Annotated in this window: 20 protein-coding genes; 8 read left to right on the top strand and 12 right to left on the bottom strand. The window is 59.7% G+C overall.

Annotation, left to right across the window (positions count from 1 at the left end; all coding sequences use genetic code 11):
• Positions 1–50 precede the first annotated feature (50 nt).
• Genes ACFVTJ_RS16235 through phnG form a run of 3 tightly spaced genes read right to left on the bottom strand, consistent with a single transcriptional unit; the run spans position 51 to position 2,233 of the window.
• A complete protein-coding gene (locus ACFVTJ_RS16235) occupies positions 51–1,160 on the bottom strand; it encodes a carbon-phosphorus lyase complex subunit PhnI (RefSeq protein ID WP_386909040.1) in 1,110 nt (369 codons plus the stop codon).
• Between the two features lie 3 nt (positions 1,161–1,163).
• Positions 1,164–1,772, bottom strand: a complete 609-nt coding sequence (gene phnH, locus ACFVTJ_RS16230; protein ID WP_386909038.1) for a phosphonate C-P lyase system protein PhnH — start codon at positions 1,770–1,772, stop codon at positions 1,164–1,166.
• A complete protein-coding gene (gene phnG, locus ACFVTJ_RS16225; protein ID WP_386909036.1) occupies positions 1,772–2,233 on the bottom strand; it encodes a phosphonate C-P lyase system protein PhnG in 462 nt (153 codons plus the stop codon). The genes phnH and phnG overlap by 1 nt, the downstream gene beginning before the upstream one ends.
• An 82-nt stretch (positions 2,234–2,315) precedes the next feature.
• Here phnG and phnF point away from each other — a divergent pair, with 82 nt between their 5' ends.
• Positions 2,316–3,053 carry a phosphonate metabolism transcriptional regulator PhnF gene (gene phnF / locus ACFVTJ_RS16220; RefSeq protein ID WP_386909034.1) on the top strand — a complete coding sequence of 246 codons (738 nt, stop codon included), beginning with the start codon at positions 2,316–2,318 and terminating at the stop codon, positions 3,051–3,053.
• Between the two features lie 9 nt (positions 3,054–3,062).
• On the opposite strand, the gene dapB is transcribed toward phnF, so the two are convergent.
• The 4 genes from dapB to mepA all read right to left on the bottom strand — a co-directional run bounded on the left by dapB (position 3,063) and on the right by mepA (position 6,609).
• Positions 3,063–3,887, bottom strand: a complete 825-nt coding sequence (gene dapB / locus ACFVTJ_RS16215) for a 4-hydroxy-tetrahydrodipicolinate reductase (RefSeq protein ID WP_386909245.1) — start codon at positions 3,885–3,887, stop codon at positions 3,063–3,065.
• Positions 3,888–4,027: 140 nt separating this feature from the next.
• Entirely contained in the window at positions 4,028–5,050 is a 1,023-nt protein-coding gene (locus ACFVTJ_RS16210) for a glucokinase (RefSeq protein WP_386909032.1), read from the bottom strand.
• Between the two features lie 23 nt (positions 5,051–5,073).
• Complete coding sequence (locus ACFVTJ_RS16205) at positions 5,074–5,457, bottom strand: methylglyoxal synthase (protein ID WP_386909030.1); 384 nt, start codon at positions 5,455–5,457, stop codon at positions 5,074–5,076.
• 102 nt (positions 5,458–5,559) lie between these two features.
• Positions 5,560–6,609, bottom strand: coding sequence for a penicillin-insensitive murein endopeptidase (gene mepA / locus ACFVTJ_RS16200; protein ID WP_386909028.1), 1,050 nt, complete (start codon positions 6,607–6,609; stop codon positions 5,560–5,562).
• Between the two features lie 204 nt (positions 6,610–6,813).
• On the opposite strand from mepA, the gene ACFVTJ_RS16195 reads away from it, so the two are divergent.
• The 7 genes from ACFVTJ_RS16195 (at position 6,814) to ACFVTJ_RS16165 (ending at position 16,969) form a co-directional block, all read left to right on the top strand.
• A complete protein-coding gene (locus ACFVTJ_RS16195) occupies positions 6,814–8,658 on the top strand; it encodes an extracellular solute-binding protein (protein WP_386909026.1) in 1,845 nt (614 codons plus the stop codon).
• A gap of 139 nt (positions 8,659–8,797) precedes the next feature.
• On the top strand, positions 8,798–9,892 hold the full coding sequence (locus tag ACFVTJ_RS16190; RefSeq protein ID WP_020812944.1) for a microcin C ABC transporter permease YejB: 1,095 nt from the start codon (positions 8,798–8,800) through the stop codon (positions 9,890–9,892).
• Positions 9,892–11,037, top strand: coding sequence for an ABC transporter permease (locus tag ACFVTJ_RS16185; protein WP_080833080.1), 1,146 nt, complete (start codon positions 9,892–9,894; stop codon positions 11,035–11,037). The genes ACFVTJ_RS16190 and ACFVTJ_RS16185 overlap by 1 nt, the downstream gene beginning before the upstream one ends.
• A 5-nt stretch (positions 11,038–11,042) precedes the next feature.
• The gene (locus ACFVTJ_RS16180; RefSeq protein WP_386909023.1) at positions 11,043–12,683 is read left to right on the top strand and encodes an ABC transporter ATP-binding protein; all 1,641 of its coding nucleotides are present in this window, start codon (positions 11,043–11,045) and stop codon (positions 12,681–12,683) included.
• A 100-nt stretch (positions 12,684–12,783) separates the two neighbouring features.
• Entirely contained in the window at positions 12,784–14,031 is a 1,248-nt protein-coding gene (locus tag ACFVTJ_RS16175) for an NAD(P)/FAD-dependent oxidoreductase (RefSeq protein ID WP_386909021.1), read from the top strand.
• A gap of 273 nt (positions 14,032–14,304) precedes the next feature.
• Entirely contained in the window at positions 14,305–15,666 is a 1,362-nt protein-coding gene (locus ACFVTJ_RS16170) for a glutamine synthetase family protein (RefSeq protein WP_386909019.1), read from the top strand.
• Position 15,667: 1 nt separating this feature from the next.
• Positions 15,668–16,969: an NAD(P)/FAD-dependent oxidoreductase gene (locus ACFVTJ_RS16165; protein ID WP_386909017.1), complete on the top strand. Its 1,302-nt coding sequence runs from the start codon at positions 15,668–15,670 to the stop codon at positions 16,967–16,969.
• Here ACFVTJ_RS16165 and ACFVTJ_RS16160 read toward each other — a convergent pair.
• The 5 genes from ACFVTJ_RS16160 to ACFVTJ_RS16140 form a co-directional block, all read right to left on the bottom strand.
• Positions 16,966–17,454: a gluconokinase gene (locus ACFVTJ_RS16160; RefSeq protein ID WP_386909243.1), complete on the bottom strand. Its 489-nt coding sequence runs from the start codon at positions 17,452–17,454 to the stop codon at positions 16,966–16,968. The genes ACFVTJ_RS16165 and ACFVTJ_RS16160 overlap by 4 nt on opposite strands.
• A gap of 108 nt (positions 17,455–17,562) precedes the next feature.
• Entirely contained in the window at positions 17,563–18,303 is a 741-nt protein-coding gene (locus ACFVTJ_RS16155; protein WP_386909015.1) for an ABC transporter permease, read from the bottom strand.
• On the bottom strand, positions 18,300–19,238 hold the full coding sequence (locus tag ACFVTJ_RS16150) for an ABC transporter ATP-binding protein (RefSeq protein WP_386909013.1): 939 nt from the start codon (positions 19,236–19,238) through the stop codon (positions 18,300–18,302). The genes ACFVTJ_RS16155 and ACFVTJ_RS16150 overlap by 4 nt, the downstream gene beginning before the upstream one ends.
• Positions 19,235–20,401: an ABC transporter permease gene (locus tag ACFVTJ_RS16145; RefSeq protein ID WP_386909011.1), complete on the bottom strand. Its 1,167-nt coding sequence runs from the start codon at positions 20,399–20,401 to the stop codon at positions 19,235–19,237. Before ACFVTJ_RS16145 ends, ACFVTJ_RS16150 begins: the two co-directional genes overlap by 4 nt.
• A gap of 82 nt (positions 20,402–20,483) precedes the next feature.
• Positions 20,484–21,395, bottom strand: a complete 912-nt coding sequence (locus tag ACFVTJ_RS16140) for an ABC transporter substrate-binding protein (RefSeq protein ID WP_386909009.1) — start codon at positions 21,393–21,395, stop codon at positions 20,484–20,486.
• Between the last annotated feature and the right edge of the window lie 41 nt (positions 21,396–21,436).

Raw genomic sequence — 21,436 nt, 5'->3', positions numbered from 1 at the left:
ATCGACCGTCTTTTGCGCTTACTGGTTTGGGGAGCAGGGCAGCCGCTGAGCTATTCGGCCGCTTCGCCCATCCATTCCGCGCCATTGGCATTGGTCGCCTCGAAATCTGCGCGCATCTTTCGCACCAGACCGAGTTCGGCCTGGAAATCCACGTAGTGCGGCAGTTTCAGATGCTCAACGAAACCCGTCGCCTGAACATTGTCGGCATGTGAAATGACGAACTCCTCGTCCTGTGCCGGCGCGACGACATCTTCGCCGAGTTCGCCGGCGCGCAGCGCCCGGTCGACCAGCGACATCGCCATCGCCTTGCGTTCGCTCTGACCGAAGACCAGACCGTAGCCGCGGGTGAATTGCGGCGGTGCCTTGGCCGAGCCTTTGAACTGATTGACCATCTGGCATTCGGTGACCTTGATATCGCCAAGCGAGACTGAAAAGCCGAGTTCCGGTACATCAAGTTCGACCTCTACTTCGCCAATACGGATTTCACCGACGAAGGGGTGAGTGCGGCCATAACCGCGCTGCGTCGAATAGGCGAGCGCCAGAAGGAAGCCTTCGTCGCCGCGCGCCAGCGATTGCAGGCGCAGGTCGCGTGGCATCGGAAACTCCATGGGTTCCCGTGTCAGGTCGCCGGCAATATGGTCATCTGGCATGTCGCCGTCGCTTTCGATCAGCCCTTCCTGAGTAAGGATATCGGAAACACGCATGACGTATTCCGGCTCGCCCTCCCGCTGGCTTGCGGTTTCGACGGCCTCGTCTTCGAGAAGGGAGGGATCGAGTAGCCGGTGGGTGTAGTCGAAGGTCGGTCCCAGCAATTGCCCACCGGGCAGATCCTTGTAGGTCGCGGAAACACGCCGCTGCACCGCCATCTCGGCGGTATCCACCGGAACCGAATAACCGAAACGCGGCAGCGTGGTGCGATAGGCGCGCAACAGAAAGATGGCTTCGATCATGTCTCCGCGCGCCTGCTTGACGGCGAGGGCCGCAAGCGACTGATCATAAAGCGAGGCTTCCGCCATCACGCGGTCGACGGCGAGCGATAGCTGCGAAACGATCTGCGCAACGGTCATGGCGGGCAGGTCACGGTCTCCGCGACGCTTGTCGGCCAGAAGCCGGTGTGCGTTGGCGATGGCGGTCTCCCCGCCTTTGACAGCAACATACATCTCTTATGCCTCCACGGGTTTGATGCGCGTCGTGCGCGGCAGGCAGACGAATTTATCGCCGGCCGTCAGGATGACATCGACGCCGCGCGGGAAAGTGGCGTTGTTCTCTGCCCAAAGCCGCGGAAATATATCCGGCAGGCCGGAAGGGCTGATAATGTTGATATGGCGGATGCCGGGTCCGGAAAGCAGCAATTCCCGCCCACCGTCCAGATCGGACAATTCGATGATGAGCGTCGTGGAGCGGTCTGGATATTCCTGGCTGCCCTGGGCGAAAAGGCCGAAGGACGCGACGGCGCTGCCCGCTTCAATGACGGCAAAATGCGCAGCGCCTTTTTCTTCCGTCACAGGTGCGCCGGTGTGAAATCCGATCCAGCCCGGCACTACGGTCTTGCGCAATGCACCGCTCAGCCAGACCGGCGTATCGTGGTCGCAAAGCGCGAGCAGAACCGCACCGGTGGCCGCGGCAAGCGGTAGCGGCGGGGCGACAGCCGTTTCGATTGTCTGCGGCGTGCCGGGACGGGCCATGCCGTCCATCAGCTTCTTGAAAATTCGCTGGGAATCGAACACGGCGCTGGAAAAGCCGCCCGTCAATGCTTCGGCTTTCACACCCATCAATCCTCTCCTCTAACCATGGTGAAGAAATCGACCCGCGTGGCAGCGGTTTCCTTTGTTTTCCGCGCCTTCTCTTCACTCAGTCTTTTTTCGACAGGTGAAAGAAGCTCACTCTCGATGAAGTCCCGGGTCTGGCTTTCCTGCCAGAGTGCATCGAACACGGCGGCATACCAGGCCTTCTTGCGACCGGTGCCGAGAACATGGGCGTGGCCAACGGTTCCCGAGGCGAGCTTGACGGTTGCGCGGGTTACGGTGGTTTCACCGAGATTAAAGGGCGCGCCACCGCCGCCGATACGGCCCTTGACCATGACGAGGCCGGTTTCAGGCCCGCGCACGTTTTCCGTCTGCGGGCTGGCATCCTGCCGGTTCCAGAGAGTTTCGAGTTCTTGAACGGTGGCGCGGGCAAGAAGGGCCGCCACCCGTTTCCTTTCACTATCTATATTCGCAGCTTCGTTATTCATCGCTTGACCTCTAATGTCTATTGATATAGACAACTATACAATATAAGTTACAATTAACGACGATGAATGACAAGCGTGTGACATGAGCCCTGCGGCAGCGATGAAAAGAAAGAACGGCGTGGCGCTCTGGCGGCAGATTGCCGACCGGATCAGAGGCGAGATTGCGGCTGGCGATCACGACGAAACCGGCATGTTGCCGCCAGAAATGACGCTGGCCGAAAAATTCGGTGTCAACCGCCACACCGTCCGCAGTGCCATTGCCGCGCTGGCCAGTGAAGGCATTCTCGAGCCGATGCAGGGTCGCGGCACGTTGATCGCCCGCAAGGAACGTCTGAGCTTTCCCATTTCGCTGCGCACGCGGTTTACGGCAGGCATCGGAGATCAGGTTAAGGAGATGGAGGCGCTGCTTCTTTCTCACACCACCGAGCCGGCAAGTGCCGATCTTGCGACCCGGCTGCAAATGCCGTTGGGTGCGCCGCTCATCCGTCTTGAAACCCTGCGCAAGGCGGACACCCGGCCGGTGTCCCGCTCGACCACATGGTTTCCGGCGGATCGGTTTGCCGGAATAGGCGAAGCCTATCAGAAAAGCGGCTCGATCACGGCTGCTTTCAAGATGCTTGGCGTGGAGGACTATGTGCGTATCTCAACCGTCATTTCCGCTATCCACGCGGATACGCAGGATCTCACCGATCTCGAACTATCGCCCGGGGCTATCCTGCTCGTCACCCAGGCATTGAACGCGGATATGGATGGCGTGCCGGTGCAATATGCGGTCAGCCGATTTTCCGCCGATACGGTCGAATTCACGGTCGAAAATTAGAATACCGGCTTATTCCGTCTGCGAAAGACCGAGCACATCTAGCATGGAATAGAAGCCCGGCTTCTTGTCCAGGGCCCATACGGCTGCCGTAATCGCACCGCGCGCGAAGATGGAGCGGTCGCCGGCATAGTGGGAAAGCTCGACGCGCTCGCCTTCACCGGCGAATATCACAGAATGTTCGCCGATCACCGAGCCGCCGCGCAACGTGGCAAAACCGATGGTGCCGGTTTCACGCGCGCCCGTATGTCCGTCGCGTACACGCACGGAGGAGGCGGTGAGGTCGACCTTGCGGCCGGCGGCGGCCGCTTCGCCAAGCAGAAGTGCGGTGCCCGAAGGCGCATCCACCTTGTGCTTGTGGTGCATTTCCAGAATTTCGATATCCCAATTCTGCGCATCCAGCGCCTGCGCGGCCTGCTGCGTCAAAACGCTGAGCAGATTGACGCCGAGGCTCATATTGCCCGATTTGACGATGCGGGCATGGCGCGACGCTGCCTTGAATTTTTCCTCATCTTCGGGGGAGCAGCCTGTGGTGCCGATGACATGCACGATGCGGGCCTGTGCAGCGAGACCGGCAAAGGTGACGCTGGTTGCCGGTGACGTGAAATCAATCACGCCTTCGGCATGCAGGAAGGCCTGTAACGGGTCGCTGGTGATTTCGACGCCAATCGGGCCGAGACCGGCAATCTCGCCGGCATCGCGACCGACAACGGCAGAGCCTTCACGCGCGACGGCGGCATGCAGCTGGACACCCGGCGTCTGGTGAATAAGGCGGATCAACGCCTGTCCCATGCGGCCTGCCGCACCGACTACAACCAGTTTCATGCCGCTGCCCATGTTTTCACTCACTTTTCATGTCGGGCGGATCGAAACCCGCCGGTATCGGACGTTTGATGTTTGCAATGGTGACGTTAAAGACCGTCTGCCCGCTTCGCAAGTATCCCGTCGGAAGGGTCGCCCGTTTGAGGAGAAAGCGATCAGGCTCGCCAGCGCCGCCCGTCCAGCGCAAGGCCGAAATCGGAGGGTGTTCTCGCATAGGTGGCAAGCCCGGAAAGGGCCGCCTGCGGGTGGGTGACGACGAAGGTGGGGATGGTCCGCATCAGCGCGCTGTGCGGCGCCTTGTCTTCGAACGCGGCCCGGAATTCCGGGCTCTTCAGCGCCGGAATGATCTTCTGCGAAATGCCGCCAGCGAGATAAACGCCGCCCTTGGCCATGAAGATCAGCGCAAGGTCGCCCGCCACGCGGCCAAGATAGGTGCTGAAAAGCGAAAGCGTTTCTTTGGCCTGTGCATTTTGGCCCGAGAGCCCCTGCGCGGTAATATCAGCCGGATCGGAAAACATGGCTTCGATGCCATCGGCCTTGCAGACGGCGCGGTAAAGATTGACCAGCCCGCGCCCGCACAGAATCTGCTCACCGGCGACGCGGCCTTCGATGGTTTCGATATGGGGAAAAACCGCGTAGTCACGCGCGCTTCTCGGACCGATATCGATATGGCCACCTTCGCCGGGCACCGGGAACCACATATGGCGGGCATAGACCAGGCCGGCGACGCCGAGCCCCGTGCCGGGTCCAAGAACGACCCGTGATGCCAAAACGTCCTTTTTGCCGGAGCCAATACCGTCGCGGTTGTCGTCGTCGAGAGCCGCGATCGCCAGCGCCTGCGCCTCGAAGTCGTTGATGACGATGACATCCCTCAGCCCGAGTCTGGCCAGCATGTCCTTTGGCTTGACGACCCAATGGCAATTGGTGAGCGGAATTTCATCGCCTTCGATCGGGCCGGCAATGGCAAGAATGGTCGAGACCGGCTGAAGCGAAGTTTTGTCCAGAACCGCCTGCTGGATAGCGTCGTCAATTGTCGGATATTCCGCCGTCTTTACCGTGGTGAGGTGCACCGGTTCGGCAAAGGAATCGATCAGAATGGAAAAGCGGGCATTGGTGCCGCCGATGTCGCCAAGAAGGATCGGAAAGGACAGATATTCGGTATCGGACGTCTTCGGCATTGCCTGTTCCATGTTGGTGTGGGTCAGTCGGCGGAATTGAAGTCGATCAGGTTTTCTGCAGTCGCGCGGTTGAGCGCCATGGGAATATCATAAACCGTGGCAAGCCGGGTCAGCGCCTTCACGTCGACATCATGCGGCATGGCGGTCAGCGGGTCGGTGAAGAAGATCAGCACGTCCACTTCGCCTGTCGCGATCATCGCGCCGATCTGCTGGTCGCCGCCGAGCGGCCCGCTCTTGAGGCGAATGACATCCAGCCCCGGACAGGCTTCCTGAACCCGCCCGCCGGTCGTGCCGGTGGCGACGATCCTGAATCCGGCCAGCGCCTTTTGATGGTGACGTGCGAAATCCGCCATATCGTCTTTTTTCTCGTCGTGAGCGATGAGTGCGATACAGCGTTGCCCTGCCATGTCCCCAGCCTGTTCCCGGTAAAGAATTAAATCGATTTGAAGCCTTCTATAACAGCTTGCCGCCATTTGAAAAGGGAAGCTGTTGAATGCCGCATTTCTGTATCAGTTCAATGTCGGACGCTGGGTCGGAAGCGGAATATCTGAAGGCGGCTGAATGGCCGGAGCATTCTGGATGACCTGTTCGACGCTCTGTTGCCGCACGGCCTGGGCCGGGGAATAGGCCTGGGCGGCAAAACCCTCCGGATTGGCGGAAGGAGCGGCAGCCACGGCAGCGCAGGCCGATGGCAGGTCGGAAACCATGACGGGGCGGGGTTTTACCGGCTTGGCGTTCGGATCCTTTTTCGGCGGCGCCCAGGGCTCCTTGCTGAACCACCAGGCCAGCGACTTGTCGCAGCCATCACCCTTGCCCACGGCCGCCTGCGGTTTGCAGTTGGGCGCGCCGGGCGGGCATTCGAGCCTGACGTGGAAATGCTCGTCGTGACCGTAAATCGGCCTGATCTTGCCCATGAAGGTGCGGTCGCCCGTCCAGGTCTGGCAGAGTTTCTGCTTGATCGCCGGGTTGACGAAAATCCGCTCCACTTGCGGATAGCTTGCGGCCATCATCACCAGCCGGGCATTGAGCGGCGACCATTTGCGGTCGTCCACCGTCAGAAACTTGCTCTTGTCCAGCATGGATACGAAAGGCACCGTTTCACGCTGCTCCACGCTCAGCCGGGGCGTGGGCATCGGCCGCCACCAGATATCGACATCGAGACCGATCTGGTGCGAGGCATGGCCAGTCAGCATCGGCCCGCCGCGCGGCTGGGAAATATCGCCCAGCAGCAGCCCCGGCCAGCCGATTTTCTGGGCGTCCTGCGAAAATTGCTCGAGGAAGGAAATCAGCTGCGGCTGGCCCCAGCGCCGGTTGCGGGAAAGGCGCATGGCCTGCCAGCCCGGACCATCCGTCGGCATGGCGATCGCGCCGGACTGGCATCCCTTGGCATAGGAGCCGATCGGCTGCGAGGTTGCGGCGGAAGGCAGAGCCATGTGGCCAAACACTTCTTTCGCCGGCCTGTCTTCAGCCGATGCGGTTTGCGCCTGCAGCTGCACCGCGGAAACAACCGAAATCGCCAGCATGGCCGCCTTGAAAACTCTGGATGATCCCGCCGTCATATAGTCGTGCCCGTCCGATCAGATGATTCTCTTCCCCTCAAGATAAACTGGAACGGGATTTTGTTGAAACCATGTTTCGACCGCTGGCGCCAAAGCATGAGGATAAAGACGCCGATAAAGAGCTTGTGAGGCAGTGCATCTGTTTTTTGCCAATCTTTGTTTTATGCTCTCTCCAACAAACACGAAAACAGGGACATTCCCCCAATGATATTGGCACCACTGAAATCCCGCTTCCTCATCGCTCTTGCGGCATCCGCCCTGCTGATACCGGCGGCGGCCTCCGCACAATCGGCCGATGTATGGCGAAAGGGGATTTCGACGGTCGGGGAACTGAAACATCCCGATGGCTTCGATCATTTCGACTATGTGAATACAAAAGCGCCGAAAGGCGGCACCCTTCGCCTGTCGACGGCGGGCACCTTCGATACCCTCAATCCGCTGCTCGCCAAGGGCGAGGCGGCGACCGGCCTTTCGCTCGTTTTCGATACGTTGATGAAATCGACGAAAGAGGAGCTGTCGGCTTCCTACGGTCTTCTGGCGGAGGGCGTGAGCTATCCGGACGATATTTCGAAAGCCACCTTCCGGCTGCGCGCGGAGGCGAAATGGGCGGATGGCAAGCCGGTGACGCCGGAGGATGTCGTCTTCAGCTTCGAAAAGGCCAAGGATTTGAGCCCGCAGCTTGCGACCTATTACACCCATGTCACCAAGGCGGAGGTGAGCGGCGAAAGGGACATTACCTTCACTTTCGATGAAAAGAACAATCGCGAATTGCCGCAGATTGTCGGGCAATTGCTGATCGTTCCCAAGCACTGGTGGGAAGCCGCCGGCCCGGATGGCAAGCCGCGCGACATATCGCGTGGCACGCTGGAGCCGGTGATGGGTTCCGGCCCCTACAAGATTGCCTCAGTCTCTCCCGGCTCGACAATTACTTATGAACGCCGCGACGACTACTGGGGCAAGGACGTCAACGTGAATGTCGGGCTGAACAATTTCAAAACCATCGCCTACACCTTCTTCGCCGATCAGGATGTCGAATTCCAGGCCTTCAAGTCCGGCACCGTCGATTTCCGGCAGGAAGCCTCCTCCAGCCGCTGGGTCACGGGTTATGATTTCCCGGCCGTCAAGGAAGGCCGCGTCAAGAAGGAAGAACTGCCGAATATCTATCGTTCCGTCGGCATCATGCAGGCCTTTGTGCCGAACATGCGCCGCGAAAAATTCCAGAACCCGAACCTGCGCAAGGCACTCAACTACGCTTTCGATTTCGAGGAGCTGAACCGAACGCTGGCTTACGGCCAGTTCCAGCGCATCAACAGCTTCTTCATGGGCAGCGAGCTGGCCTCTTCCGGCCTTCCGACCGGGCGAGAGCTGGAAATTCTTCAGGAACTGAAGGATCAGGTTCCGCCGGAGGTCTTCACGACAGAATATCGCAACCCCGTGGCAGGCGACCCCGCCAAGCAGCGCGACAATCTGCGCGAGGCGGTCAGGCTGATGAAGGAGGCCGGTTACGAGCTGCGCGGCAACCGCATGGTCAATGCGAAAACCGGACAGCCGCTCGATATGGAGTTTCTGATCGATTCCGCCGGCATGGAAAGAACCATCCTTCCCTATGTCCAGAACCTCAAGAAGATCGGCATCAACGCGACGATCCGGACAGTCGACGCCTCGCAATATACCAACCGCACCCGCAGCTTCGATTATGACGTGATCGTCAAGCTCTGGGCGACTTCCGCGAACCCCGGAAACGAACAGGCGGATTTCTGGGGCTCGGCCGCCGCCGACCGGCAAGGGTCCAACAATATTGCCGGCATCAAGAACCCCGCCATCGATGCTCTGGTCCGGAAGGTTATATTTGCGCCCAACCGGGATGAGCAGGTGGCCGCCGCCCGCGCGCTAGACCGGGTGCTTCTGGCAAACAGCTATGTTATTCCGCAATTTTACCGTGGCGAGATGTTCATCGCCTACTGGAACACCCTAAATCGGCCTGAAAACCTGCCCGAATATGGCGTGGGTTTTCCGGAGGCCTGGTGGTCCAGCCAGGCCGCGAACTGACGCTGGCCTTGCTTTCGCACCGAAGGCTTGATTCACATAGGGCGAGACGAATCGCTTAAAGCGCAGGCAGCGCTTTCAGGAAAGGACCGGGTTTGACAGAAACGAAAACCGCTGACGTATCGGCCGGGAGCAGAGGCTGATGGGCGCCTATATCCTTAGACGTCTGGCGCTGATGATCCCGACCATCATCGGCATTATGGGCATTTCGTTTCTCGTCATCCAGTTCGCGCCGGGCGGCCCGGTAGAACAGGTCGTGGCGCAGTTGACCGGGCAGGGCGACAGCGCCTCCGACCGGCTCTCGGGCGGCGGCGATCTCATGGGCCAGTCCGGCGGTTTCGATGACAGCGGTTCGAAATATCGTGGCGCGCAGGGTCTCGATCCGGAACTGATCGCCAAGCTCGAAAAGCAGTTCGGCTTCGATAAGCCGCCGCTCACCCGTTTTCTCGAAATGATGTGGAATTATATCCGCTTCGATTTCGGCGACAGCTTCTTCCGCAATTCTTCTGTCATTGATCTCATCATCGACAAGCTGCCGGTGTCCGCGTCGCTCGGCTTCTGGATCCTGATTATTTCCTACATCATCTCCATTCCGCTCGGCATCAAGAAGGCCGTGTCCGACGGCTCGACCTTCGACGTCTGGACCTCCGGCATCATCATCATCGGTTATGCCGTGCCGAGCTTCCTGTTTGGTATCCTGCTTATCGTGCTATTCGCCGGCGGATCGTTCTTCGACTGGTTTCCGCTGCGCGGTCTGGTGTCGGATAATTTTGATCAGCTGAACTGGTGGCAGAAGATCATCGACTATTTCTGGCACCTGACCCTGCCGCTCATTGCGCTGTCGCTCTCGGCTTTCGCGACAACGACGCTTCTGACCAAAAATTCCTTTATCGACGAGATCAAGAAGCAATATGTCATCACCGCCCGCGCCAAGGGGCTCACCGAGCGCAAGGTTCTGTATGGTCATGTCTTCCGCAATGCGATGCTGATCGTGATCGCCGGTTTTCCGGGCGCCTTCATCTCGGCCTTCTTCACCGGATCGCTGCTGATCGAGAATATCTTCTCGCTCGATGGCCTTGGCCGCCTCGGTTATCTCTCGGTCGTCAACCGTGACTATCCGATCGTGTTCGGCACGCTCTTCATCTTCTCGCTGATGGGCCTCGTGGTCGGCCTCATTTCCGACCTTATCTATACGTGGATCGATCCGCGTATCGATTTCGAGCGGAGGGACGTGTGATGACGCTTGCCCATACCGCCGCAGCCGAAACGATAGAAAAGCCGAAGCGCCCGTGGTTTTCGCCGACCACCAAACGCCGCTGGCAGAATTTCAAGGCGAACCGGCGCGGTTATTGGTCCTTCTGGCTGTTCCTGATCCTGTTTTTCCTGAGCCTGATCGCGGAATTCATCGCCAATGACAAACCCGTCCTTGCCTCCTACAAGGGCGAGCTGCTGGTGCCCGTCATGGTGGATTATCCGGAGGAAAAATTCGGCGGCTTCCTTGCCCAGACCGATTACAAATCCTCCTTCATTCAGGACGAGATCAACGCCAATGGCTGGATGATCTGGCCGCCGATCCGTTATTCCTATCAGACGGTCAATTCCAATATTCCCCATTCGGCACCTACCGCGCCGTTCTGGCTGATGGACGAAAAAGACCGCTGCTCGGCCTATCCGCAAGGCAATGCCGATCCCGGCTGCACCCTCGGCAACCTCAACTGGCTCGGAACGGACAATCAGGCCCGCGATGTCACGGCGCGGATGATCTACGGTTTCCGTATTTCCGTGCTGTTCGGTCTGACGCTGACCATTGCGTCGGCCCTTGTCGGCGTCACCGCCGGCGCGATCCAGGGTTATTTCGGCGGTTGGACTGACCTGCTGTTGCAGCGTTTCATCGAAATCTGGTCGTCCATGCCGGTGCTTTATATCCTGCTCATCATCGCGGCCATCCTGCCGCCGGGCTTCTTCGTGCTACTCGGCATCATGCTGCTTTTTTCATGGGTCGGCTTCGTCGGTATTGTCCGCGCCGAATTCCTGCGGGCCAGAAACTTCGAATATGTCCGCGCCGCCCGTGCGCTTGGCGTCGGCAACTGGACGATCATGTTCCGCCACCTTCTGCCAAACGCCATGGTGGCGACACTGACCTTCCTGCCCTTCATCCTTTCCGGATCGATCACCACACTGACCTCGCTCGATTTCCTCGGCTTCGGCATGCCGCCGGGATCGCCGTCGCTGGGTGAGATGATCGCGCAGGGCAAGAACAACCTTCAGGCCCCCTGGCTTGGCCTCACTGCGTTTTTCACCATGTCCATCATGCTCTCACTGTTGATTTTCGTCGGTGAAGCGGTGCGCGACGCCTTCGATCCACGCAAGACGTTCCGGTGATCGCCATGACGGAAATAAAGACCCAACCCCTTCTCTCCGTCCGTGATCTCTCCGTCGCTTTCCACCAGGGCGGCGCGACCAGCATAGCCGTTGATCACGTTTCTTTCGATCTGATGCCGGGTGAGGTCGTCGCCCTCGTTGGCGAGTCCGGTTCCGGCAAGTCCGTGACGGCGAACTCCATTCTCAAATTGCTGCCCTATCCGGCGGCAAGCCATCCATCGGGAAAAATCCTGTTCGACGGCAAGGATATGCTGACTTTGCCGGAACGCTCCCTGCGTGCGGTCCGCGGCAACGACGTCACCATGATTTTCCAGGAGCCGATGACCTCGCTCAACCCGCTCCACACCATCGAGCGGCAGATCGGCGAGATTCTGGAACTGCATCAGGCAATTACCGGAGCGCAGGCGCGGGCGCGCACGCTGGAGCTGCTGCTGCAGGTGGGTATCCGCGAACCGGAAAGGCGCCTGAAGGCCTATCCGCATGAATTGTCCGGCGGCCAGCGGCAGCGCGTGATGATTGCCATGGCGCTTGCCAACCGGCCGAAACTGCTGATCGCCGACGAACCGACGACGGCGCTCGACGTGACGGTTCAGGCCCAGATCCTCGAACTTCTGAGCGACCTCAAGACGAAGCACGGCATGTCCATGCTGTTCATCACCCACGATCTCGGCATTGTCCGCAAATTTGCCGACCGCGTCTGCGTCATGACCAAGGGCAAGATTGTCGAGACCGGCACCGTGGAGCAGGTTTTCAACGATCCGCAGCACGCCTATACCCGCCATCTTCTGGCGGCGGAGCCGAAGGGCGAGCCGCCGCATTCCGATGCGACCAAACCGGTGGTCATGCAGGGCGACGATATCAAGGTCTGGTTCCCCATCAAGGCGGGGCTGATGCGCCGGGTGGTCGACCATGTGAAGGCGGTCGATGGCATCGATATTACCCTGCGCGCCGGACAGACGGTTGGCGTTGTGGGTGAATCCGGTTCCGGCAAGACGACGCTCGGTCTCGCTCTCTCCCGGCTGATCGCCTCTGAAGGGCGTATCAGCTTCATCGGCCAGTCGATTGACCACTATTCCTATGAAATGATGAAGCCACTGAGGAACCGGCTGCAGGTGGTGTTTCAGGACCCCTATGGTTCGCTCAGCCCGCGCATGTCGGTGGGCGAAATCATCGCCGAAGGCCTCAAGGTCCATGAGCGGTCTCTCTCCGCTGACGAGCGTGACACCCGCGTTGCGGTCGCACTGGAAGAAGTGGGCCTCGATCCGGCGACCCGCTGGCGCTATCCGCACGAATTTTCCGGTGGCCAGCGCCAGCGCATCGCCATTGCACGCGCCATGGTGCTGAAACCGCGTTTCGTCATGCTGGACGAACCGACGTCCGCGCTCGATATGAGTGTGCAGGCGCAGGTGGTCGATCTGCTGCGCGATCTCCAGGCGAAGCATGAACTCGCCTACCTCTTCATCAGCCACGACCTGAAGGTGGTGAAGGCGCTCGCCAATGACCTGATCGTCATGCGCCATGGCAAGGTGGTGGAGAGCGGTCCGGCGGCGGAGATTTTCGCCAATCCGCAGCAGGACTACACCAAAGCGCTGCTGGCTGCCGCCTTCAACATTGAGGCAGTGAAAACGAAAGCGGTCAGCCAGTAAGACGCATCACCTTTCCATTAAGACGATGATTTTTCTGTTGCTTCGCGGAAAATGCCGACCCATGTTGCGATGGACGTGACATGGAAACGGATTGATTGCGATGGCAGCGGATGTGGTCGTTTTGGGAGCGGGGATCATCGGGGTCTCCGTCGCGTTGCAACTGGCCCGAAGGGGCAAATCGGTGGTGCTGGTCGACCGGCGCGGACCGGGCGAAGAGACCTCTTTCGGCAATGCCGGGCTGATCCAGAGGGAGGGCGTGGTACCTTATGGTTTCACGCACGACCTTACGCTGCTGCTGCGCTATTCGTTGAACAACAGGATCGATGTCCGTTATCGGCTCTCCGCACTGCCGAGGATTGCGCCTTTCCTTGGCCGCTACTGGTATCATTCCGCAGCATCGCGACATGCCGCGATTACCCTTGCCTATACACCGCTGATCGAGCATTCGGTCTCTGAGCATAGTATCCTGATCGACGAAGCGAAAGCTGGCGATCTGATCGTGAAAAACGGTTGGATGACGGCCTACAGGACCGCCGCAAGGCGGGACGCCGACTATGCCGTGGCCGAGCGTCTCAATCGTGACCATGGCATTTCGCACTCGAAGCTCGATGCCAACGAACTGGCCACGGCCGAACCGCATCTCAGCCGGGATTTCGTCGGCAGCCTGAAATGGAATGATCCCTGGTCAGTCCGCGATCCACACGCGCTGACGCTTGCCTATGTCAAATTGTTTGAAAGTCTCGGCGGAACCTTTGTTCGCGGGGATGCCTCCACCCTCAGCCAGACGACAAGCGGCTGGACGGTGCGCACCGAAACCGGCGCTGTGGAGGCCGAACATGCTGTCGTCGCTTTGGGGCCCTGGGCGGACACGGTGACGGAAAGGCTGGGCTATCGCTTCCCGCTCGGTGTGAAGCGCGGCTATCACATGCATTATGCACCACAGCAGGGCACAAAGCTCAACAACTGGCTGATCGATGCCGAGCGCGGTTATTTCCTGGCGCCGATGCGAAAAGGCATTCGCCTGACGACCGGTGCGGAATTTGCCGAACGCGATGCGCCGAAATCCCCCGTGCAGATCGAGCGGGCGGAACGGGTTGCCCGCACCGTCTTTCCCCTTGGCGGTAGGCTGGATGCGGAGCCGTGGATGGGCGCGCGGCCGTGCACGCCCGATATGATGCCGATCATCGGTAAGGCGCCGCGCCATAAAACCCTGTGGTTCGCCTTCGGCCATGCCCACCATGGTCTCACCCTTGGGCCGATCACCGGCCGTGTTCTGGCCGAAACCATGCTCGGAGAAGCGCCCGTTATCGCGATTGATGCCTATCGTCCGGAAAGGTTCAATCCCTGATGGCTGGCGCATCGGCCCGAAAAATTTAGCGTGGTTTTCGTAAAATCCGATGCTCAAACAAAAACTTAGAGAGGCGGAGCGATTCCATTTTTATCTCCGCCGCTCTAAATCCGCTGGCCTTCCTGGAACGGGCCACGTAACATGGTCCCATGCAAAGGGGAAAAAGGGCAAACGTCATCATGGTGGCGAGGTTTCTCATCTATCAGCAGCAGGACGACTTTCGTTAGCGAAACTCGCTGCGCATGAAACGAGATGGAAACGGCTTGCTGGTGCATGATGTATGATATTGAAAACGCAAAGAAATTTTTCGCCGATAATCCCGATATCGAAATTCTCGAAGCTTTCGTCATAGACGCGAATGGCGTTCCGCGCGGCAAATGGATTCCGCGCGAGCGGGCAATCGACGTGCTTGAAAAGGGAATGGCGATCCCGCGATCCGTCTATGCGCTGGATATCTGGGGCCGGGATGTGCACGCCGCAGGTCTTGCCGAAGGGACGGGTGATCCGGATGGCTTTTGTTTCCCCGTTCCCGGCACGCTGTCGCGGGTGACTTGGCTTGGCCGTCCGACCGCCCAGGTTCTGCTGGCGATGAAAAACCCGGATGGATCAGGTTTTTATGGCGATCCGCGTCATGTTCTGTCGCAGGTTCTCGGCGCCTATAAAAGGGCTGGCCTCACGCCGGTCGTGGCCACTGAACTTGAATTTTACCTGATCGATCCCGTTCGTTCGGCGCTTGATCCGGTGCGCCCTCCGCATAGCCGTGAGGGGCGCTGGCACACCGGCCAGACGCAGGTTCTGTCCATTTCCGAATTGCAGGATTTCGAGGATGTCTTTCATGATATCGCGACGGCCTGCCGTGCCCAGGGCGTGCTTGCCGATACGACGCTGCGGGAGAATGGTCCCGGGCAATATGAGATCAACCTCAACCACGTCCCGGATGCCCTGCAGGCCGCCGATTTCGCCGTTTTCCTGAAACGTATCGTCAAGGGTGTGGCGCGGCGGCATGAACTCGACGCCACTTTCATGGCCAAGCCTTATGGATTGCAGGCCGGCAACGGCATGCATGTGCATTTTTCCGTTCTCGATAAGGACGGCAGGAATATCTATGCCGGGGAAGACGGTCCGTCGGATGCGCTGATGCATTCGGTCGGCGGCCTGTTGGAAAACATGGGGGAGAGCATGGCGATCTTCGCGCCCCATGCCAATTCCTATCGTCGCCTGACCCCCAGCGAACACGCACCGACCTACGCCTCCTGGGGCATCGATAACCGCTCGGCGGCCGTGCGCGTCATCGTTGCCAGCAAGGTCGCGACGCGTATCGAACATCGGGTGGCCGGTGCCGATACCAATCCCTATCTGGTACTTGCGATGATCCTGAGCGCCGCGCTTGCCGGCATGAAGGAGAAGCGCCAGCCGGGCGGCGCGATCGCCGGTGACAGCCACGCCATCAATCACGAACCGCTTCCCACCAACTGGGACTATGCGTTGCAGCGCTTCACACGGTCGAGCTTTGCCTATGCAACGCTTGGCCAGAAGTACCGGACGCTGTTTTCCGCCTGCAAGCAGCAGGAGCTTTCCGAATTTTCCCTGCGTGTAACCGACGTCGAATATGACGCCTATATCAGGACGGTGTGAGATGGCTGAGGTAACGAACATTCCCAATCCCGGCCATACATCGTCATGGTACGCGGCCTCCGCCAATGTCAAAACCGTGCGACCGACGCTCGAAGGCGCGCTGGAAACCGATGTCTGCATCATCGGTGGCGGTTTCACGGGCATTTCCGCAGCGCTGGAACTCAGTGAACGTGGCTATTCGGTCATCGTTCTGGAAGGTGTGCGGGTCGGCTTCGGCGCTTCGGGCCGCAATGGCGGCCAGATCGTTAATGGCTATAGCCGCGATCTCGAAACAATCGCCCGACGTTATGGCCACGAAAAAGCGGTGAAGCTCGGAGAAATGTCGCTGGAAGGCGGCGCGATCATCCGCGGTCGCGTCGCGAAATACGCCATCGACTGCGATCTCGTCGATGGCGGCTTCTTCGCGGCCTTTACGCCGAAGCAGATTCACGAAATGGAAGCTCACAAAGCCCATTGGGAAAAGCACGGTCATGGCGGCCTCGAAATGGTCTCCAAAGCGGATGTCGGCCACTATGTGAAGACCGACCGTTATGCCGGCGGCATGATCGACCGCTTCGGTGGCCACATCCATCCGCTCAATCTGGTGCAGGGCGAGGCGGCGGCGGCCGAGAGCCTCGGAGCCCGCATATTCGAAAATTCGCGCGTCATCGCGGTGGAGCAGGGCGTCAATCCCATTGTGCGCACGGCAACGGGCAGCGTGAAGGCGAAATATGTTCTCGTCTGCGGCAACGCCTATCTCGGCACTTTGCTGCCGGAAATCGGCGAGCGGATGATGCCGGTCTCAAGTCAGGTCATGGCGACGGAGCCGCTCGATGCGGATCTGATCGAGGCCCTTCTGCCCGCCAATTATTGCGTCGAGGATGCCAATTACATTCTCGATTATTATCGCCGCACCTCGGATAATCGCCTGCTTTACGGTGGCGGCATCGGTTATGGCGGCAGCGACCCGACCGACCTGACGGGTGTGATCCGGCCGAATATGCTGAAGACCTTTCCGCAACTGGAAAAGACCAGGATCGAATTCGCCTGGAGTGGCAACTTCGCGCTGACCCTGACGCGCATCCCTCATATGGGCAGGCTTTCGGACAATATCTATTTCTCACACGGCGATAGCGGCCATGGCGTCACGACCACCCACCTGCTCGGCAAGATATTGGGCGAGGCCGTTGCGGGCCACGCCGAACGTTTCGATATCTGGAGTTCCCTGCCGAATTACCCGTTCCCCGGCGGCAAGACGTTCCGCGTGCCGCTGACCGTACTTGGTGCATGGTGGTACGGGCTGAGAGATAAACTCGGCCTCTAGAACGTTACCGTCTTCAGGCCGGCCAGTGCATTTGCGGTGATTTCTTCCGGTGTGGTGTCGATATTGACGGTGACGACGCCCGGTTCGCCGGTCGGCACTTCCAGCGTGGCAAGCTGGGTCTGAAGCAGCGAGAGCGGCATGAAATGGCCCTTGCGTTCACCCATGCGCCGGCTGAGAAGTTCCAGGCTGCCATCGAGATAAACGAAAGCGAGTGGACCACCGGTCGCCTCACGAAGGCGGTCGCGATAGATTTTCTTGAGGGCCGAACAGGAAACCACGACACCCTTGCCGTCGCTGCCCTTGCGCAGTTCCGCACCGATCAGATCGAGCCACGGCCAGCGGTCTTCGTCAGTCAGCGGAATGCCCTCGGACATTTTATCGACATTGGATTTCGGGTGCAGCTTGTCGCCTTCTATAAAGGCAACGCCCAGTTTCTCAGCCACCGCTTCCGCGACCGTGGACTTGCCGGAGCCGCTCACTCCCATCACGACAATTGCCTGTGTCACCCGAACCTCTGATATTTCTGTTGCAACGCTCAGCCCCTACCATGAGCGGCGGGTGGCGGGAACATTAAATTTGGGCGGCGCCCTGTGTCAGTGGCCGGTTTTGCGGGCTGCGGACCTTTCCAGTGCGGAAAAGCCAGCGTGGATCAGGATCGCCAGCGCCGCAACGATCAAACCGCCCTGGAGAATGAAGGCGAGATTGTTGGATTGCAGGCCGGCGATGATCACTTCGCCGAGCGTGCGGGCGGCAACGGTCGAACCGATGGTCGCGGTGGAAAGGCTGATGACCGCCGAGAGCCTGACACCGGCGAGAATGGCAGGAAGGGCAAGCGGCAGCTCCACTTTGATGAGCCGCTGCCAGCCGGTCATGCCGCTGCCTCTGGCGGCATCCATCACCGTGGCGGGCAGGGTGGTGATTCCCGTCAGCGTATTTTCGAACACCGGCAGAAGCGCATAGAGGAACAGTGCAATAAGCGTGGGTTTCTCGCCAAACCCGATTAATGGTACGGCGAGTGCCAGAACCGCCACCGGCGGAAAGGTCTGGCCGATATTGACGATGCTGCGCGACAGCGGCAGAAAATCCGCCCCGAAAGGCCGGGTGACGAGAACCGCAAGCGCCCCCGCCGTGAGCGTCGCCAGTCCGGTCGCGATCGCAACAGTGCTCAGATGTGAGAGTGTCAGGGATAAGAGATTGGCCTGCGTGTAGATGGCGGGGGCATTGGCCTGCACGAGAGGGCGGAAGATCGGCGCGAATATTTGCGGTGCTGCAAGAAAGATGATCAGCACCAGCACCAGAAGCCCGAGAGAGAGAAAAGAAAAGACGTTTTTCATGGGGCGCCGGTGGCACGCTGGAGAAGAACGTCACGCCGCACCCGGCCCGCGGGCTGCCCATCGTCTTTTATCACAGGCAGGACATCGCAGCCCGCCCATAACATGGCAGACAGGGCATCGCGCTGGCTGGTGTCTTCGGTGAGCGGCACACCTTCCGCACTTCCCGGCTCCACGATCTCGGCGACCGAGAGAACCGAGAGCAGTTTCAGCGCGCGTTCGTTTTCGCCGATCATGGTGCGGACGAAATCCGTTGCCGGTTTCAGCACCAGCTCTGCTGGCGGGCAATCCTGCACGATGCGGCCCTTGTCCATCACCGCGATACGATCGGCCAGATGGAAAGCCTCGTCCATATCGTGGGTGACGAGAACGATGGTGACGCCGAGTTTCTTCTGGATATCGAGAAGGTCGTTCTGAGCCTTGGCGCGGATCACCGGGTCCAGCGCGCCGAAGGGTTCGTCCATCAGGAGAATGTTCGGTTCCGCGGCCAGTGCGCGGGCCACACCGACACGCTGCTGCTGGCCGCCTGAGAGCTCATGCGGAAAACGATCCGCATAGAGCCCGGGATCAAGCTGGAAAAGATGCATGAGCGCATCGATCTTGGCCTTGATGCGCTTGCGGTCCCAGCCGATCAGCTGCGGCACGGTCGCGATATTTTCCGCCACCGTCCGGTGAGGAAACAACCCATGCCCTTGGATGGCGTAACCGATCTGGCGGCGTAGCTTGAAACCGGGTATGGCGCTGACATCCTCTCCGTCGATCCGGATTGCGCCGGAGGTCGGCTCCACCAGCCGGTTGATCATGCGTAGCAGCGTAGTTTTCCCCGACCCTGAGGTGCCGACGATGACGGTGACGGTGCGCGGTGCGACGGTCAATGATACCTGGTCCACGACGGTCGTGTCGCCGTATCGTTTGGTGATGGTGTCGATCTCGATCATGCTCTTTGCCTTCTGCCTGCGCTGAAGAGATTGCTATCTATGAGGGCGTCGAGTGTGATTGCGGCCGCAAAGCCGAGGAGAACCGTCGGCACGGTGCCTAGCAACACGAGATCCATGGCTGTCTGTCCGATGCCCTGAAACACGAAAACGCCAAATCCGCCACCGCCGATCAGGGCTGCGATTGTCGCCAACCCGATATTCTGCACCAAAACGATGCGGATGCCGGTGAGGATGACCGGCATGGCGAGCGGAAATTCCACCCGCAGCATCCGCTGCGCAGGCGTCATGCCAAGCCCGCGCGCTGCTTCCCGGACCGCCTGGGAAACGCCGGCAAGACCGACCACTGTATTGGAAACGACCGGCAGCAGCGAATAGAGAAACAGCGCCACGAAGGCCGGCGCCATGCCGATGCCGGCAATGCCGATCCTCGCCGCGCCCGGCACGGTGGCCGCAATCCATCCGAGCGGCGCGATCAGAAGGCCGAACAGGGCAATGGAGGGAATGGTCTGGACGATGTTGAGACTGTTGAGAACCCCTGCCCGCAGGCGCTCGACCTTGTAACAGAGGATGCCGAGCGGAATACCCGCGACGGTCGCCGCGATCAGCGAACCCATGGCGAGCTCCACATGCCGCACGGCCTCGGTCCAGAATATGTCGGCCCGGCCGGTATATTCCTTGATGATGGAGAGTTCGCTCCAGAGACCGCTTGCCAGCACTGCGGAAAGTGCGGCGGTCGCCAGCAGCAACAACAGGATCCGGATGGCGGGTTTTGGCTCAAGACGCGCGATGCAGTCCGTGGCGAGCAAAGCCAGCCCGGCAAAGAGCAACCAGAAACCGCTCGACGGCGAGACGCGGGCGAAACTGTTTCCTTCCGGCGTGAGAAAGGAGGCAGCCTGTCCGACGAAAACCGAGAGCGCGGCAAGACCTGCCAGAGCAGTTGCGAGTTTCAGCCGTGCGGGAAAGCGGAAAAAGGCGATGACGGTCGCAAGAATAATGATGGCCGCAAGGAGTGTCGCGGCTGTTGACGGGAGGGACTCGAAGATTGTTCTTGTTTCCCCCTGAACGATCCGGTTGGCACGAAACGTCATGAAGGGTGATGCAAGAAGCGCATAAAGAAGCAGGCACGAAATCAGCACGCCCACCTTGTCAGGCCATTTCGTCAATTCCTGCCCCCTGTACCCTGAGTTGGGATCGGATCATGAGAACGCTTCCGCCCCCATGATCCTCCTCCGGCGTCATGAGCCGCTACTTGACGAAGCCGTTCTTGGTCAGAAAGTCGAGCGCCACGGTTTTCGCCTGCTCGCCACCCACCTGCACGCGGGCATTCAGATCCTGCAGGGTCGCGAGATCAAGCTTTTCGAACACGGGTTTCAGCAGTTCTTCGATATTGGGGTGCTTTTTCAGAACCTCTTCTCGAATGATCGGCGCGGGTTGATAGACCGGCTGCACATGCTTGTCGTCTTCCAGAACCACAAGGCCGGAAGGCGCGATGCCGCCATCCGTGCCATAGACCATGGCTGCACTGGCGTTGTTCGTTTGGTTCGCGGCCGCCGCGATCGTCGCCGCGGTGTCACCGCCGGAAAGCGTGATCAGCTGATCCGGTTTCATGTTAAAACCATAGGTCGTCTGAAACGCAGGCAGGGCGGCGGCGGAATTGACGAATTCGGAGGAGGCGGCAAGAACCACCGTACCGCCATCTGCGACATATTTGCCGAAGTCGGAAAGCGTCTTCAGATTATTCTTGTCGGCAACATCCTTACGCAGCGCGATCGCCCAGGTGTTGTTGGCCGGCGATGGCGTCAGCCAGACAATCTTGTTCGCGTCATAGTCAAGCTTCTTTGCCTCTTCATACCCTTTGGCGGCATCCTTCCAGAGCGGGTCATCCGCCTTGGAGAAAAAGAAGGCTGCGTTGCCGGTATATTCGGGATAGATATCGATCTCGCCCGCGGTGATCGCTTTTCTGACCACAGGGGTGGCGCCGAGCTGGATGCGATCCGTCGTCTCGATCTTGTTCTGGTTGAGAACCGCGAGGATGATGTTGCCCAGCACGCCACCCTCCGTGTCGATCTTCGACGACACCACCACCTGCGCCTGCGCGAGGGAAACAGAAAAAGCAAGCGCAAGTCCGGCGCCCGTCAACGTCATCAAGCGGTTCATAAATAGTCCTCCGGTGGGGTCAGCCTGTCGAACAGGCGAAA

Source organism: Agrobacterium sp. NPDC058088 (genome assembly GCF_042885035.1).
Classification (GTDB): Bacteria; Pseudomonadota; Alphaproteobacteria; order Rhizobiales; family Rhizobiaceae; genus Agrobacterium.
This window is presented reverse-complemented; position numbering and strand designations above follow the sequence as displayed.